Origin of the sequence: Corynebacterium imitans (genome assembly GCF_000739455.1) — a bacterium.
GTDB classification, from domain to species: Bacteria; Actinomycetota; Actinomycetes; order Mycobacteriales; family Mycobacteriaceae; genus Corynebacterium; species Corynebacterium imitans.
Genome location: NZ_CP009211.1, coordinates 1,240,015 through 1,256,931, shown reverse-complemented (window position 1 = coordinate 1,256,931; position 16,917 = coordinate 1,240,015). Strand labels below are relative to the sequence as shown.

The window sequence follows — 16,917 nt, the reverse complement described above, 5'->3', positions numbered from 1 at the left end:
GCTCCTTTTCAAAAATCAGTAGCGGGGCCCGCGCCACCCGGAGACGGGCAGCTGGAACTTATTGACCAGACGGTCGGTAAACGGGCGGTCGTCCAGACGCACCCACCGTACCGGCCGCGAGCCGCGAATGACTTCCACGCGCGAACCCGCTGGCATGGCAATCGAGCGGAACCCGTCCATGATCACGACCGCGTCGCTCGTCGTCGGCTCGGACTCCACCGCAACCGTCGAGCGCGGAGAGACCACCAGTGGCTTCGCAAACAGCGCGTGCGCGTTATTGGGCACCACCAAAATCGCGTCGAGCGCCGGCCACATCACCGGACCGCCCGCGGAAAAGGCGTACGCGGTCGAGCCTGTCGGGGTGGAAATGAGCACGCCGTCGCACCCAAAGGAAGACACCGGCCGGAAATCCACCTCCAAGGTGGCGTCCAGCACCTGGGTGCGGTCCACGTTTTCGATGCTGCACTCGTTCAGTGCCCACCCGCGGCCGAGCTCGGTATCCGAAGCATCGCGCACCATCACGTCAATGGTCATGCGCTCCTCGACGCGGTAGGAACGCGAAATCACGTCCGCGATCACCTGCTCGAGGCTTTCCGCCTCGCCCTCAGCCAAGAAGCCGACGTGGCCAAGGTTGATCCCCAGCACCGGAATGTCCTGGGCGTGGGCGTAGCTCGCAGCGCGCAAGAACGTGCCGTCACCGCCGAGCACCAGAACCAGCTCGCACCCTGCCGCCGCGTCGAGTCCACCCGGGACCTGTTCGAGTTTCCGCAGTTCCGGGTCCTTGTTGATCGGGCTTTCTGCATCCTGTTCAAGCAGCCGGACGCGCAGGCCCGCGTCGGTAAGCAGCCGGGCCGCAGTGGCTGCGGAAGAAATATTGTCCGGCCGCGAGTAGTGCGGCACCAATAGGATCTCGCGCGTGGATGTCTCGCTCACGTCTTTTTGGGCCCTTCCTCTACTGCATGTGTAACCAGCGAATGTAGCTCTGCGGCATCAAGTGCACTCGCGCCGCCGTCTTTGACCAGCCACAGGAAGTATTCTACGTTGCCGCTTGGGCCGGGGAGCCCGGACGCCGTCGCGCCCTTCACGCTCAGGCCGAGCGACTGCGCAAACTCCGCGACCTCGGTGGTCACTTCCGCGCGCAACTCCGGGGAACGCACGACCCCGCCGTGCCCGAGGCGGTCCTTGCCCACCTCGAATTGCGGCTTGACCATCGGCAGCAGGTCTGTGCCCTCCGCCATGCACTCCGCGATCGCGGGCAGCACCAGCTTCAGCGAGATGAAGGACAGATCGCCGACCATCAGGTCTGCTGGCTCGCCCAGCTGCGAAAGCGTCAGGTGGCGGATGTTCGTCCGATCCAGCACCTGCACCCGCGGATCATTCTGCAGCCGCCAAACGAGCTGGCCGTAGCCCACATCCACGGCAATGACTTCCTTCGCCCCGCGCTTGAGCAAGACATCGGTAAAGCCGCCTGTCGACGCCCCCGCGTCTAGCGCCCTGCGCCCAGCTACGTCGAGCCCTTGCGGGGTGAACACCTCGAGCGCAGACAAGAGTTTGTGTGCCCCGCGCGAGGCCCACTCATCCTCCTCGCCCACGTCGACCTTGATCGACACGTCCGGCTCCACCACCGTGGCCGGCTTCGTTGCTGGGAAGCCGTTGACGGTCACTTTGCCTTCTTTGATCCAGGTCTGGGCCTGCTCACGCGAGCGTGCGATCTTGCGGCGAACCAGCTCTGCGTCGAGCCGTCTGCGTCCGGGTGCCACGTCCTTTTCCGTCTCCTTTTCCTAGTTCTCGCGCAGCGCGTCGCTTAAGACGTCGTGGGCGCGGGCGAGCTGCGACGCTTCGTCGAGAAGCGAATCGGCGGGCTCCGCGAGGATTGCCTCCACGCGCTCGCGCACCTCCTGTGGGCTGTGCTGCGTTGTGCGCGGATCGTGCGGTTTCGGGGCGCTCACGCTACCACCACTTGGCCAGCGCGGCCTCCGCCGCAGCAGACTCAGCGCGGACTTCGCTCGGAGGTGTCGGCTGCGACCAGGCGACCTCCAGCGCGGTAAGCAGTGCCTCGTGGCTGGTGGAGTCCGCGGTGCCGCCGTCGAGCACGAGCACTTCGCCGTCCATGCGGGCAGAGAAACCACCGTGCACGCCCGGGCGCAAAGAGGCGGGATCCGCAGCAAGGCCGCGCATGTCCTCCGCGATATAGGTCGGCCGCTGCTTCGCCGGGGCCTGCAAAAGTGCGTGCGGCCCGGACACACCGGTGAGCACATGCAGGGTAGGCATGCCGGCGGCGACCCCGCCAGCGAGGTCGGTGTCTAAGCGATCGCCGACGCCCAGCGGGGCTTTCGCCCCAATGCGCTGCACGGCCTGGTGGAACATCGCAGGCTCAGGCTTGCCAGCTGAGGCGGGCACCACGCCGGTTGCCGACGTCACCGCAGCGATCATCGAACCGTTACCCACCATCAACCCACGCTCCATGGGCAGCGTCGTGTCCATGTTGGAGGCGAGGTACGTGGCACCGGCGCGAATGGCCAGCGCGGCCTCGGAAAGCTGCGCCCAGCCCGTATCCGGGTTGTGGCCGTGCAGGACGACCTTCGGCTGCTCGTCTGCGGAATCGACGAGGCGGTAACCAGCTTCTTGGACAAGATCGCGGAAGGACTGTGCGCCCAGCACGAGTACCGGATCGCCAGGTGCGAGCGTATCCGCTGCAAGCCCAAGCGCGGCCTGGGCCGAGGTCAGCACGTGCTCTGCATCTGTAGGCAGGTTGATTGCATCAAGCATCCTGGCCACCTCAGCCGCCGAGCGGGAAGCGTTGTTGGTGATGTACACAGCCGTACACCCAGAGGCGTTGATCGCTTCGACAGCGTGCGGGATCGCGCGCCCGCCCTCCCATACGGTGCCGTCGAGATCCAAGAGCAGCGCGTCGTGGAGGTCTTGCAAGGTCGCAGACATCAGCTTCTGTCTCCTCCTAGCTCAGCTCGCGGACGCGTTCCTCGGCGTCCGTCATACCTTCAGCGTCTGCCTCAGCAACGGACTGGAACCACTCCTTGGCCTCATCCTTCCGGCCTACAGAAAGCAGCGCTTCAGCATTGGCGTAGGCGAGCCGCAGCTGAGAGACAGTCCCTGGGGTCTGCGTCGGTTCAAAGCGCGACAGCGTAGCCAGGGCAGACTCGTGCTGCCCCAGGTCGTGCCGAGCGCCCGCAAGCACGATGCCAAGCTCGATCCGGTCTTCCGGATTCAGCTGGCGAGCCTCCGGAGTCCGGCCAAGCTCCAGCGCCTTCTCCGGCCGACCAAGGCCGCGCTCAGCGTCCGCCATCACCGCCAGCAGACCCGGGCCGCCGCTCATGCGACGAGCCGCGCGCAGCTCGGAGAGCGCTTCCTTCCACTCACCGGCGTGGTAGGCGACGACCCCGTTGGTCTCACGCACAACACCCACGCGACCTGCGCGGTTCTTCGCCGCACGCGCGTGGCGAAGCGCAAGCTGGGGATCATCCTCCAGCACCTCGATCGCCATGACCATGTGCTGTGCTACCCGGTTTGCGTTGTCTTTGGACAGCACGCGCAAATCCTGCAGCACGGAGCGGTCGAGCTCGTTGATATCAATGCCGTCCGGCAGATCCGGCTCCTCAGCCTTCTTTGCCATACGATCCTCACGGAATCCCTGGCGGGACGGGTTCGGGCGATCGTGCCGAACCTTCTTGCCGCTAAAGCGATCGTCACGACCGTGCCCCCTACCACCTCGGCGGCCACCCGGCTTACCACCGCGTGGCTTTGCTCCACGACGATCACGGCCACCGCCGTATCCGCCTTCGCGCCTATGCGACGAGTGCTTCTCTTCCGACATCAATGCCCTTTCTTTTGCGTTCAACTCATTATAGGGGGTTTGCTCACACACCTTTGGGGTTGCCCTGATGTGGGAGGTCGTCTATGTCATCGCCGTCGTGGTGTCCGGGGTGAGCTGCGGGAACGGTGGCTCGGTGTGGGCGTGGTGCGGGGTGGGCGTGGTGCGGGGTTTGGCACGGGTTCTGGCTGGGGGCTGGACGTTGTTCCTCGCGCGGCGCTTGATTGTCGTAGATGGCGCTAGCTCCGTTTGGCCGCTGGCCACTGGTATTTCCCCTGGTCACGTGTGGCCGGTTTGTCTATTTGAAGCTAGCTCCGTTTGGCCCCACCCCGCGTGTAAAACGCTTGGTCGCGTGTGATTGTGTCGGTACACGGTGCATTGGGTGGGGTCGCGCCGCGGAAGGGTGGAATAATGTTGCGTTGGATTTCCAGTGACCAGGCACAACGCTGTTGCAGTGCTGTCTTGTTACAAAATCATTCCAGTGCCCTCGGGCGCGCGGGGTAGTGTCTGGAATACCCCCGGGGCGGCGAAGGCGCAAAAAAGCGACGCGCTCCGGGCACCTCTACTTGGTGCGCGAAGCGCGTCGAAAAATGAAGTTGTTGGGTCGGCGGTAACCTACTCTCCCACACCCTCCCGAGTGCAGTACCATCGGCGCGGGCGGGCTTAGCTTCCGGGTTCGGAATGGGACCGGGCGTTTCCCCGCCGCCATCAACCACCGACACACCTATTGGGGCATGCCAGTCAACCAGTGTTGTTGGTTGTTGGTGACGCAATATTTATTTTGAATCACTGTTGACACGTTGGTGTGTTGTGTCAGTGACTGCACAGTGGACGCGAATGCTTTTGTTGTTTCACACGGTTTGATGTGTTTACCAAGACCACGTGTGTTGTGGTTGGGGTTGTTGTTTGATATTTGGTGGATTAGTACCAGTCACCTCCACACATTACTGTGCTTCCAGTTCCGGCCTATCAACCCAGTCGTCTACTGGGCACCTCAAATGAAACCTCATCTTAAAACAGGCTTCCCGCTTAGATGCTTTCAGCGGTTATCCCTCCCGTACGTAGCCAACCAGCAATGCTCCTGGCGGAACAACTGGCACACCAGAGGTACGTCCGTCCCGGTCCTCTCGTACTAGGGACAGCCTTCTTCAAGTTTCAACGCGCGCGGCGGATAGAGACCGAACTGTCTCACGACGTTCTGAACCCAGCTCGCGTGCCGCTTTAATGGGCGAACAGCCCAACCCTTGGGACCTACTCCAGCCCCAGGATGCGACGAGCCGACATCGAGGTGCCAAACCATCCCGTCGATATGGACTCTTGGGGAAGATCAGCCTGTTATCCCCGGGGTACCTTTTATCCGTTGAGCGACACCACATCCACAAGTAGGTGCCGGATCACTAGTCCCGACTTTCGTCCCTGCTCGACTTGTAAGTCTCGCAGTCAAGCTCCCTTGTGCACTTACACTCACCACCTGATTGCCAACCAGGCTGAGGGAACCTTTGGGCGCCTCCGTTACATTTTGGGAGGCAACCGCCCCAGTTAAACTACCCACCAGGCACTGTCCCCAACCCAGATCATGGGCCAAGGTTAGATATCCACTACGGTCAGAGTGGTATTTCAACAACGACTCCACAACCACTAGCGTRGCCGCWTCAWMGTCTCCCACCTATCCTACACAAACCGCACCGAATGCCAATACCAAGCTATAGTGAAGGTCCCGGGGTCTTTTCGTCCTGCCGCGCGAAACGAGCATCTTTACTCGTACTGCAATTTCACCGGGCCTGTGGTTGAGACAGCAGGGGAGTCGTTACGCCATTCGTGCAGGTCGGAACTTACCCGACAAGGAATTTCGCTACCTTAGGATGGTTATAGTTACCACCGCCGTTTACTGGGGCTTAAATTCTCCGCTTCGACCACAAAGGCCTAACAGGTCCTCTTAACCTTCCAGCACCGGGCAGGCGTCAGTCCGTATACATCAACTTAACCGTCTTCGCACGGACCTGTGTTTTTGATAAACAGTCGCTCCCCTCTCTTCTCTGCGACCCACACCAGCAACCACACGCAAAACATGGCAACCAGCATGGGTCCCCCTTCTCCCGAAGTTACGGGGGCATTTTGCCGAATTCCTTAACCACAGTTCACCCGACCGCTTCAGTATTTTCTACCTGACTACCTGTGTCGGTTTCGGGTACGGGCCGTATACACACATCGCTAGAGGCTTTTCTCGGCAGCATAGGATCACCAACATCACCCAAMMATGGGCTACGCATCACGCCTCACACATTTGACAGCGGCATTTCACACACTGTCGTGCCACACGCTTACACCACACACCAACCGGTGGCTTGGCTACCTTCCTGCGTCACCCCATCACTTGACTACCACGGATCAGGCCCCACGCATCACACCAACCCAGGGCAACAAAGTCACCCAATGGCCAGTGTTCAGGGTGGTTAGTCTCACCGCTTCATCACTTGGCGCGCATACACGGGTACGGGAATATCAACCCGTTMACCATCGACTACGCCTGTCGGCCTCGCCTTAGGACCCGACTCACCCTGGGAAGACGAACTTGACCCAGGAACCCTTAGTCATCCAGCGGTAAGGATTCTCACCTTACACTCGTTACTCATGCCTGCATTCTCACTCGCACACAGTCCACAACTCCTCACGGTACTGCTTCACACCATGCACGACGCTCCCCTACCCAACAATCACAAGGATTATTGCCGCGGCTTCGGCGGTGTACTTGAGCCCCACTACATTGTCGGCGCAGAACCACTCGACCAGTGAGCTATTACGCACTCTTTCAAGGATGGCTGCTTCTAAGCCAACCTCCTGGCTGTCTTCGCGATCCCACATCCTTTTCCACTTAGTACACCCTTAGGGGCCTTAACCGGCGATCTGGGCTGTTTCCCTCTCGACTATGAAGCTTATCCCCCACAGTCTCACTGCTATACACACTTACACCGGCATTCGGAGTTTGGCTGATGTTGCTAAGATGATAGTCCCGCTCAACCAACCAGTMGCTCTACCTCCGGCAAGCTAAACATATAACGCTGCACCTAAATGCATTTCGGGGAGAACCAGCTATCACGGAGTTTGATTGGCCTTTCACCCCTACCCACAACTCATCCCCGCAGTTTTCAACCTACGTGGGTTCGCGCCTCCACAACCTCTTACAGCTGCTTCACACTGGCCATGGGTAGATCACCCCGCTTCGGGTCCAGGACATGCCACTAAAMACACCCAACTAGGATTCGCTTTCGCTACGACTACCCCWYCAYWCGGGTTAACCTCGCGACATGCCGCTGACTCGCAGGCTCATTCTTCAAAAGGCACGCCATCACACACAACAAYGGTGCTCTGACGGATTGTAAGCGCACGGTTTCAGGAACTCTTTCACTCCCCTCCCGGGGTACTTTTCACCATTCCCTCACGGTACTMTTCACTATCGGTCACACTTAGTATTTAGGCTTACCGGGTGGTCCCGGCAGATTCACAGCAGATTCCACGAGCCCGCTGCTACTCGGGGMTAACAACAACGCAYATKCRACRMATATTCGCGTACGGGACTCTCACCCACTCCGGTACACCATCCCAARYRACTTCCGCTTACACGCACACACACGCACCCAGATGGCAGCCTRGRTCCATTGCACCCCACAACCCCACACACGCAACCCCTGCCAGGTCTCACACGCACATGGTTTAGCCTCATCCACGTTCGCTCGCCGCTACTAGCAGAATCACAATTGTTTTCTTCTCCTACGGGTACTGAGATGTTTCACTTCCCCGCGTCAACCCCCACACAGACTATGCATTCATCTGCGGGTAACACCACACAACCGGTGCTGGGTTTCCCCATTCGGACATCCTCGGATCAACGCTTTGTTGACAACTCCCCGAGGCATAACGCAGCCTCACACGTCCTTCATCGGCTAAGCATGCCAAGGCATCCACCGTACGCCCTGAATAACCAAACAAATTACCCAACACGATACAAACACACACCACCTCRCCACMMAAMAGCRGCAGACAGCATGCGCAGATACACAAAACACTTACAAACGATCTTGCAAACACAAAACATTGCAAAACACAAAAATAAATCAACCCACACCCCACMMAAACAATGCGGAGCATGGAAAGAAGAAAGATGCTCGCGTCCACTATACAGTTCTCACACAACACACCCACACCACAACAACCACACACCAACCAGGGCGCATGATCATTCACGTGCAGGCCAACAAGACAACCACAACCACACCAACCGGCGTAGCTCATTGTGTGCTGCCCCAGACACCCAACAGCATGCCAACATACCCAAAACAATGTTTGTGAAGCTTGGTTACCACCCAGGTCTGCTACGCAGKSMMTCYRTGYMCTGCGGRTRYGCATCCACCCGGAWTTYMAAAYAMTWWTYGGTGGCAGTCACACACTCGGCGACTCAACCACCACACGTCCCACAACCGTGGGCACATTAAAAAAGCTCCTTAGAAAGGAGGTGATCCAGCCGCACCTTCCGGTACGGCTACCTTGTTACGACTTCGTCCCAATCGCCGATCCCACCTTCGACCACTCCCTAACAMGTTTGGGCCATGGGCTTCGGGTGTTACCAACTTTCATGACGTGACGGGCGGTGTGTACAAGGCCCGGGAACGTATTCACCGCAGCGTTGCTGATCTGCGATTACTAGCGACTCCGACTTCATGGGGTCGAGTTGCAGACCCCAATCCGAACTACGACCGGCTTTCAGCGATTAGCCCACCCTCACGAGCTCGCAAACGCGTTGTACCGACCATTGTAGCATGTGTGAAGCCCTGGACATAAGGGGCATGATGATTTGACGTCATCCCCACCTTCCTCCGAGTTAACCCCGGCAGTCTCTCATGAGTCCCCAACCAAATGCTGGCAACATAAGACAAGGGTTGCGCTCGTTGCGGGACTTAACCCAACATCTCACGACACGAGCTGACGACAACCATGCACCACCTGTACACCAGCCACAAAGGGAAGCTACATCTCTGCAGCGATCCGGTGTATGTCAAGCCCAGGTAAGGTTCTTCGCGTTGCATCGAATTAATCCACATGCTCCGCCGCTTGTGCGGGCCCCCGTCAATTCCTTTGAGTTTTAGCCTTGCGGCCGTACTCCCCAGGCGGGGCGCTTAATGCGTTAGCTACGGCACGAACCCCGTGGAAGGGACTCACACCTAGCGCCCACCGTTTACGGCATGGACTACCAGGGTATCTAATCCTGTTCGCTCCCCATGCTTTCGCTCCTCAGCGTCAGTTACTGCCCAGAGACCTGCCTTCGCCATCGGTGTTCCTCCTGATATCTGCGCATTCCACCGCTACACCAGGAATTCCAGTCTCCCCTACAGCACTCAAGTTATGCCCGTATCGCCTGCAACCCCGCAGTTAAGCTGCGGTATTCCACAAACGACGCGACAAACCACCTACGAGCTCTTTACGCCCAGTAATTCCGGACAACGCTCGCACCCTACGTATTACCGCGGCTGCTGGCACGTAGTTAGCCGGTGCTTCTTCTCAACCTACCGTCACAAAAGCTTCGTCGGTTGCGAAAGGAGTTTACAACCCGAAGGCCGTCATCCCCCACGCGGCGTCGCTGCATCAGGCTTGCGCCCATTGTGCAATATTCCCCACTGCTGCCTCCCGTAGGAGTCTGGGCCGTATCTCAGTCCCAATGTGGCCGTACACCCTCTCAGGCCGGCTACCCGTCGACGCCTTGGTAGGCCATTACCCCACCAACAAGCTGATAGGCCGCGAGCTCATCCCATACCGCAAAAGCTTTCCACAACCCCATCCAAGAGATCGTCATATCCGGTATTAGACCCAGTTTCCCAAGCTTATCCCGAAGTACAGGGCAGATCACCCACGTGTTACTCACCCGTTCGCCACTCGAGTACCGAAGCAAGCTTCGGCCTTTCCGTTCGACTTGCATGTGTTAAGCACGCCGCCAGCGTTCATCCTGAGCCAGGATCAAACTCTCCACAAAAACAAATGTTTCAGCAAGAAACAAGGCCGTGAAAAGCCTGAAAACCTAACCAAAAACAAACCAACCCACACCACAAAAACTGCAATGCAGGACTGGCAAATCCTCAAATTACTGTTTATAAACCGGCCCTCACCCGACGAGGGAAAACAAGGACCGGCAAAACAAAAATAGTTACAAAATAACGCGAATCACATCACGCACCAAGCAACCAGCAAAACACCACCCAAAATTAGAGATTCAAGGGCAGCACCACCGGCACACACCAACCACACCCACACAGGGCACAGCCAGCACAACCAGGCACGCAACCAATCCACAAACAAAAGTACATTGGCACACTATCGAGTTCTCAAACAACACACGCACACCCGCACCAACCAGTACTCAACCAATCAGCGCTAAGCAGCGGATCTCAACGTTACACACAAGGTAAACAAAAGTCAAAATCGAGAACAACCCCGACCAAACAACCTGCAAACCAAGCCTGCAACACTTTGAAATTATCTCGTTCCCACCCAGCGACTCACTCGCTCGCGGCAACGAGAAAATACTTAACCATTTTCCACACACCAACACAAATCGCCAGCACAAGCCGCATATTCGTGCAAAGCAAAACGCCGTTGCTTCTCCTTACACGAGAAGCAACGGCGTTGCAGCGAATTGAAGCCCTACATCTTCTTGGCGCCAGCAAAGCTCTTCTTGCCGCGGCGCAGCACGAGCCACGATCCGTGCAGGAGATCGTCGGCAGTCGGCGTCCAGTCCTCGGACTCCACACGCTCGTTGTTGACGTAGATGCCGCCTTCCTTGACGGATCGGCGGGCTGCGCCCTTCGACTCCGACAAGCCAGCGCCGACGAGCAGATCGACGATGGAGGTCTCAGCGTCGCTGAACTCGAAGACCTCGGTCGCGGAGACTGCCGAGGCGAGCGTCTGCTCGTCCAGGTCACGGATCTCGGCGCGACCGAACAGCGCCTGCGAAGCAAGTTCAACGCCTTCGCGAGCCTTCACCCCGTGCACCAGGTCGGTCATCTCCTGCGCGAGACGCTTCTGTGCCTCACGCTTGAAGGGGCGCTCTTCCACCTCGACCGCAAGACGATCAAGCTCTTCCTGATCAAGGAAGGTGAACCAACGCAGGTAGCGGATAACGTCGGCATCAGCAGTGTTCACAAAGTATTGGTACCAGGTGTACGGGCTGGTCATTTCCGGATCGAGCCACAGGGAGCCGCCGCCGGTGGACTTGCCGAACTTCTTGCCCTCGGAATCGGTCACGAGCGGAACAGTCAGCGCGTGAACCTGCTCGCCATCCATGCGACGGTTCAGGTCTACGCCAGCGACAAGGTTGCCCCACTGGTCGCCGCCACCGACCTGCAGCACGCAGTCGTGGTTGCGACGCAACTGCACGTAGTCGTTTGCTTGCAGCAGCATGTAGGAGAACTCGGTGTAGGAGATGCCGTCGTTTTCCAGGCGGCGCTTCACGGTGTCGCGGCTGAGCATGGTGGACAAGGAGAAGTGCTTGCCCACGTCGCGGAGGAAGTCAATGACGGTCATGTCCTTGATCCAGTCATTATTGTTCACCAGCAGCGCGGCGTTGTCCCCCTCGAAGGAAACGAAGCGCTCGAGCTGGCTCGAAATGCGACCTGCCCAGTCGGCGACCGTGTCAGAGGAGTTCATCGTTCGCTCCCCCACGTCTCGCGGGTCGCCGATCATGCCGGTAGCGCCGCCGGCCAGCACGATCGGGCGATGGCCAGCTTCCTGGAAGCGGCGGAGCATGAGCAGAGGGACGAGGTGGCCCGCGTGCAGCGACGGGCCCGTCGGGTCAAAACCGCAGTACAGGCTGATCGGCGCCTCGGTCGCGGTCCGCAGTGCCTCCAGGTCAGTGGACTGGTTGATCAGTCCGCGCCATTCAAGCTCATCAACAATGTTCGTGCTCATAGGTAGTCTCTCTCAATTCTCTCGTGGTGATACAGGGCTGAGCGAAGCGCGTAGCTACGCGGACGGTGCGGACGGATAGTCCTGCGCCTCGTCGATAAGGAGCACCGGGATGCCGTCGTCGATGCGATAGGCAATGTTGAGGCGCTCGTTCACCAGCAACTGTTCATCTTCCTTGTACGTCAGCGGGCCCTTGTCCTGTGGGCAGGCAAGTACGTCAAGGAGTTTCGGATCGAGACTCATAGCACTCAAGCTTACTGGTAGGGGTTCATCGAAGGAGTGTCGGGATCGGTTGGTGGGTCCAACGCTGCGTCGTCAAGCGGGATTGGCCCTTTCAGCGCCTCCTTGAGGTAGGTGGCTTGCGATTCGAGCGCGCGCAAGTTGTTGTCCAAAATGCCCTGCTTGACCCGGTCGACGGCCTTCGTCATGGTGTCGAGGGACTCCATGCACCACAGGGAGGCATCCTCCCCGCGGTACAGCGGGGAGTTGAGGTAGGTGGTCACGACCTCGGGGAAGTAGATTTTCGACACGTTGTACACCGTCTGCTGGTGCTCTGGCGTCGCGTTCAGATCGTCCCAGCGCGAGAGCACGAAACGGATCGCAGCTTGCAGGGCGAGCGCCTCGTTGTAGACCGGCGGGGGTACGTTCGCGCGGTGCAGCTTCGTCAGGTTCTCCTGTACTTCGGCGTCGATCAGTGCCTGCGTCGGGACACTCGGCTCCAGGGCCTTCTGCTCGCGCGAGGGGGTCAGCAGCGCACCCGCGCCGTACGCCGCGGTAGTGGCAACCAGCCACGGGATCACGCCTGCCGCGCCAATGAGGCCAAACACGATGAACAGGCCCGTGGTCAGCGCGGCGGCGATCATGCCGACCTGGTTCTTGCGCGAGCTGAAGTACTCCCACTTATTGGTAGCCACGGATCTCCTTAAACATCTCGGCCAACTCTGCCTGCTGTGCGTCGAAAACTTTACCCCCCGTCAGTTCCGCAAGCTTGTCCATTTCAGCGCGTTTCGCCTCGCCGTACAGAATGACGAAGACGGGTATACCTGCCCACTCGTCGTGCTGGGCATACTCGGCTGCGAACTCATCGTAAAAGGGTGGCACGGTCGCTTCACCGTCGGAAAGCAGCACGATCGTCGGGGCACGGAACTCACCATCCTGCTCGGCGCTGCGCATCTTGGCTTGCTCTTCCAGCACTCCCTTCAGGGCTCCGTAGGTGGCGGTGTACCCGTCGGCTTCGAGACCGTCGATAAACTCGCTTAGCGTGGCGCGACTTTGTGGATCATCCTCGGAAAGCGTCGCGGTCACGCCGTCGAGCAGTTCGCTGTTGAACGGCCGTAGACTTACTGATTCCCGGTTGCGGAAGGAAACATCGCCTGTCGACGTCGCCGCGGAGCCCCCAATGAGCTGGCCCATGATGGCCTTCAGCGAAGTCATGCGCTCGCCCTGCATTGACCCGGAGGTATCCAGCAGGAAGATGGACTGGCCCGGGCGGCGGAAGTCGTCGTTGTAGCGCTCCAGCAGGGTGCGTGCCACGGTCTCGTTTGCCGGGTATTGCAGGTCGATCGGGTTCTGGCCGGACAGCTCCGCGGGCAGGGCGTCTACCGGGAAGACCGGGCGACGGTAGGTGTCTGCGACTTCCTGCTGGTGCTCCTCGAACCACTCTGCCAGCTCGCGCACGGTGTCAGCGGAGCCTTCGTGCTGCGGCGTGCGCAGCGTGCTCAACGGGTAGTCGGCGGTGATCGTGCCGTCTGCGGGCACGATCACCTCAAGGTCGACCCCGTCCTTCTTCAACTGGTGCAGGGTGGACTCGTAGTTGAAGATGCCGTCGGCTTTCGACGAGTCGTCGCGGAAGGTGTCCGCGAGCCACCCAGACGAGCCCGAGGACAGGGTCTGGGCCGAGAAGAACTCTCCTAGCTGCGGACCTACCGCGTCAAGGTCCTGCTGGGAAAGCGCCACGCCTGTGTCCGCGAGCGCGGTAGCGGCGGAGACCACGGTAGAAAACCCGGAGTTCGACGCGGTGGGGTCCGTCATCCCGAAGGTAAACTCGCCGTCCTTCGCGGCCTGGGCAAGGTCTTCCCAGGTGGGCGGGTTGTCAACCCAGCCGTTGGAGCGAGCGATTTCGCTGCGCAGCCCAATCGCGATCGGCGAGCTCGCCAGCGGGTACTCCTCCCCCAGCGCATCCGCGGCACCGATCAGGTTGGCGTAGCGGTTCGTGGCGAACCAGGTCGCGTCGTACGCCCCGTCCAGCTCACCGGCCTTGAGCGCCTGCGAGTTCTCTAGGGTGCCGCCGAGGTAGGTCACCTCGATATCGGTGCCCAGCTCCTCACCGGCCTGCTGAATTAGCGGTTCGAGGTCTTGCAGCTCAGTGGCCGCCACAATGTGCAGCGGCTTGTTTTCTCCCAGCTGCGGGAGCTGGTCCAGCGCCGAGCACCCGGATGCGACCAGTGCCAGCATCAGCGTCGTGCAGAGGGCAAAGATTCTCTTCATAGGGTTGCCTCCTCGTTGGCGGGCGGTTGGCCTCCGTAGCGCTCGCCCACCCCGTCGAGAAGCTGCTCGAGCTGGTCAAAGGTGGGTGGGTCGACGCTGTTGACGTAATCGGACGGCGCGGGCAGGCCGTGTGCTTCGAGTTCTTCTGCCAGCGAGCCACTTTCAGCCGGGCGGAAGCCGTGCTTGGCTGCCAGTTGTTGCAGCTCCGGGTCCGTGCTCAGCAGGCGTCCAAGCTCCTTACCTGCATCGGAGATCCCGACGATGCCGTGGTTTGCCACCACCGTGGGTTCGAGCTGCATGAGCACCATGTCCTCGCGGATCCGCGAGCGCTCCTTCATCTGCTCGCCAAGGAACTGCGCCTCGTACACCAGCACCAGCGGCATGGAACCCATCCCCTGGCTCAGGTAATCGCGAAACGGTGCCGAAGACGAGGATTCGGAGTAACCCTGGCCCACAAAGAACGGGGCAATCTTGTCCACGAGCGCATCAGGGGAGATGCCGGGCTCTTCCTCCTGGAACTGCCACGCCAGCAGCGACAGGTACATCGCCGCAGAGTTGGAAGTACGAATATCCGTGGTGCTTACCTGCACCTGGCGGGGCGAGGCGTAGCCGTCGCCAAGGTCGCGCCAGCGCTTCCCTTCTTCCACCAGCTTGATGTAGGCGGCCATGTCGAAGGCGTAGGCACCATCGGCGCGGTGGACCACGCCCTCGCGCTCGAGCATCTCCGCCAGCGGCTTCCAGCTCGCAATGGCCATCGGGGTAAAGAAGGGGTAGTCCACCGAGTAGTTGGATCCCAGACTCTTCACCTTTTGTGCGGCCGGACCGGAGGAAGGAAAGACGAAGTCCTGCTTCTCTAAGTCAGTACTCGTGGCGATCTGCCGCGAGCCCGCAGTGGAAAACTCGACGGTATAGCCGAGCTTCTCCAGTCGCTCTTTGACTTCCGGGTCGTCGAAGTAGTCCCGCTTTTCCGAGCCGATCACACCGCGCACTGTGGTCATACCCGAGCCGCCACCAAGCCCGAAAAACCCTCCAGAAGACTGGGAGTCTCGCGCGCTGTAGACCGCATACCCAGCAAGCACGAGCAGGATACAACCCAAAACAACCGAAAGCACGCGGGATCCGCGTTGCTTTCGGTTGTCGCCAGTAGATTCAGTCATGCACCCAGCATAGAGTGCGCTAAGTCACTTCGCAGTGGAAAGGAGTACCCCCTAGCCGCGCAAGGGCTTCTCGGCCCAGGCGCGGTACGCCGCATTAGCCTCCGCCACGCGTTCGCGCTGCTCCACCACGCGCACCTTGGCGGTGCCACCGCGGGTGTCGCGGGAGGCCACTGCCCCATCGATGGTGAGCACCTCGCGCACCTCGGGCTTCAATCGCTTATCGACGCCCGCGAGCTCCTCATCCGTCAAATCCACCAAATCGACGCCGCGCTGCTCAGCGATACGCACGCAGGCGCCGGAGGCCTCGTGGGCTTCGCGGAAGGGCACGCCCTGGCGCACCATCCACTCCGCCAGATCCGTGGCCAGAGTGAAACCGGCCGGCGCGAGCTCGCGCATGCGGTCCTCGTGGAACACCAGCGTGGACACCAACCCGGTCATCGCCGGCAGGAGGATGCGCAGCTGGTTGACCGAGTCGATCACCGGCTCCTTGTCTTCCTGCAGGTCGCGGTTGTACGCCAGCGGCATCGCCTTCAGCGTGGCCAGCAGCCCGGTGAGGTTGCCCAGCAGGCGGCCGGTCTTGCCGCGAGCGAGCTCGGGTACGTCCGGGTTCTTCTTCTGCGGCATGATCGAGGAGCCGGTCGACCAGGCGTCGTCAAGCGTGATGTAGCCGAACTCCGGCGTGGACCACGCGATGAGCTCCTCCGACAGCCGGGAGATGTCCACGGCGATCTGGGCGAGCACGTAGGCGGTCTCGGCCGCGAAGTCGCGCGAGGCGGTGCCGTCGAGCGAGTTATCGGTCGCGGAGTCGAAGCCCAGCTCAGTGGCGATTGCCTCCGGGTCCAGGTGCAAGGAGGAACCCGCCAGGGCACCGGAGCCGTAGGGCGAGACCGCCAGGCGCTTGTCTGCGTCCTGGATGCGCTCCAGGTCGCGCAGCAGCGGCTGCGCGTGCGCGAGCAGAGAGTGCGCGAGCAGAATCGGCTGCGCCGCCTGGAAGTGGGTCTTGCCCGGCATAATCGCGTCCGGGTGTGCCGCCGCTTGGTCGACGAGCGCGTCGATGAGGTTGCTCACCTCAACCGCGACCCCGCGCAGGGCGTCGCGGCACCACATGCGGAACATCGCGGCGACCTGGTCGTTGCGAGAACGTCCCGCGCGCAGGCGGCCGCCGACCTCGGGGCCGACGCGCTCGATCAGGCCGCGCTCCATCGCGCCGTGGACATCCTCGTCCGTCGGAGCCGGGACAAACGTGCCGTCGGCGACGTCCTTGCCCAGCTGATCGAGGCCGGTGAGCATGGTGTCCAGGTCGGCGTCGGAAAGCAGGCCCGCCTTGTGCAGCACCTTGGCGTGCGCCTTCGAGGCCAACACGTCATACGGTGCGAGCACCCAATCAAAGTGGGTGGACACGCTCAGGGCGAACATCGCTTCCGAGGGACCGCCGGAGAAACGGCCGCCCCACAGCGCGCCTTCATTCGTCTTGTGCTGCTCCATACCTATCGG

Annotated in this window: 11 protein-coding genes and 3 rRNA genes; all 14 read right to left on the bottom strand. The window is 60.6% G+C overall.

Annotated elements, in window-relative coordinates; genetic code table 11:
- Window positions 1-15: 15 nt before the first annotated feature.
- The 14 genes from CIMIT_RS05885 to argH all read right to left on the bottom strand — a co-directional run bounded on the left by CIMIT_RS05885 (window position 16) and on the right by argH (window position 16,908).
- Window positions 16-933 (bottom strand): NAD kinase, encoded by a 918-nt coding sequence (locus tag CIMIT_RS05885; RefSeq protein ID WP_038590454.1) that lies wholly within the window; start codon window positions 931-933, stop codon window positions 16-18.
- On the bottom strand, window positions 930-1,760 hold the full coding sequence (locus CIMIT_RS05880; protein ID WP_038590451.1) for a TlyA family RNA methyltransferase: 831 nt from the start codon (window positions 1,758-1,760) through the stop codon (window positions 930-932). The genes CIMIT_RS05885 and CIMIT_RS05880 overlap by 4 nt, the downstream gene beginning before the upstream one ends.
- 21 nt (window positions 1,761-1,781) lie before the next feature.
- Window positions 1,782-1,949, bottom strand: coding sequence for a hypothetical protein (locus CIMIT_RS12800; protein ID WP_168167117.1), 168 nt, complete (start codon window positions 1,947-1,949; stop codon window positions 1,782-1,784).
- 1 nt (window position 1,950) lies between these two features.
- Window positions 1,951-2,940, bottom strand: coding sequence for an HAD-IIA family hydrolase (locus tag CIMIT_RS05875; protein WP_038590446.1), 990 nt, complete (start codon window positions 2,938-2,940; stop codon window positions 1,951-1,953).
- A 16-nt stretch (window positions 2,941-2,956) separates the two neighbouring features.
- Window positions 2,957-3,631 (bottom strand): tetratricopeptide repeat protein, encoded by a 675-nt coding sequence (locus CIMIT_RS05870; protein WP_038590443.1) that lies wholly within the window; start codon window positions 3,629-3,631, stop codon window positions 2,957-2,959.
- A gap of 800 nt (window positions 3,632-4,431) precedes the next feature.
- Window positions 4,432-4,549: ribosomal RNA gene (gene rrf, locus CIMIT_RS05865) — 5S ribosomal RNA — on the bottom strand.
- A gap of 181 nt (window positions 4,550-4,730) precedes the next feature.
- Window positions 4,731-7,815: ribosomal RNA gene (locus CIMIT_RS05860) — 23S ribosomal RNA — on the bottom strand.
- Between the two features lie 517 nt (window positions 7,816-8,332).
- Window positions 8,333-9,851 (bottom strand): 16S ribosomal RNA (locus CIMIT_RS05855).
- Together the 16S, 23S and 5S rRNA genes form the textbook arrangement of a ribosomal RNA operon.
- A 668-nt stretch (window positions 9,852-10,519) precedes the next feature.
- On the bottom strand, window positions 10,520-11,782 hold the full coding sequence (gene tyrS, locus CIMIT_RS05850) for a tyrosine--tRNA ligase (RefSeq protein WP_038590440.1): 1,263 nt from the start codon (window positions 11,780-11,782) through the stop codon (window positions 10,520-10,522).
- A 54-nt stretch (window positions 11,783-11,836) separates the two neighbouring features.
- Window positions 11,837-12,022 (bottom strand): Trm112 family protein, encoded by a 186-nt coding sequence (locus CIMIT_RS05845; RefSeq protein ID WP_038590438.1) that lies wholly within the window; start codon window positions 12,020-12,022, stop codon window positions 11,837-11,839.
- A gap of 11 nt (window positions 12,023-12,033) precedes the next feature.
- Window positions 12,034-12,693, bottom strand: coding sequence for a hypothetical protein (locus CIMIT_RS05840; RefSeq protein WP_051904835.1), 660 nt, complete (start codon window positions 12,691-12,693; stop codon window positions 12,034-12,036).
- Window positions 12,680-14,266, bottom strand: a complete 1,587-nt coding sequence (locus CIMIT_RS05835; protein ID WP_038590434.1) for a vWA domain-containing protein — start codon at window positions 14,264-14,266, stop codon at window positions 12,680-12,682. The genes CIMIT_RS05840 and CIMIT_RS05835 overlap by 14 nt, the downstream gene beginning before the upstream one ends.
- Complete coding sequence (locus CIMIT_RS05830) at window positions 14,263-15,423, bottom strand: hypothetical protein (protein ID WP_051904834.1); 1,161 nt, start codon at window positions 15,421-15,423, stop codon at window positions 14,263-14,265. The genes CIMIT_RS05835 and CIMIT_RS05830 overlap by 4 nt, the downstream gene beginning before the upstream one ends.
- A gap of 51 nt (window positions 15,424-15,474) precedes the next feature.
- A complete protein-coding gene (gene argH / locus CIMIT_RS05825; RefSeq protein WP_038590423.1) occupies window positions 15,475-16,908 on the bottom strand; it encodes an argininosuccinate lyase in 1,434 nt (477 codons plus the stop codon).
- Window positions 16,909-16,917: the final 9 nt, after the last annotated feature.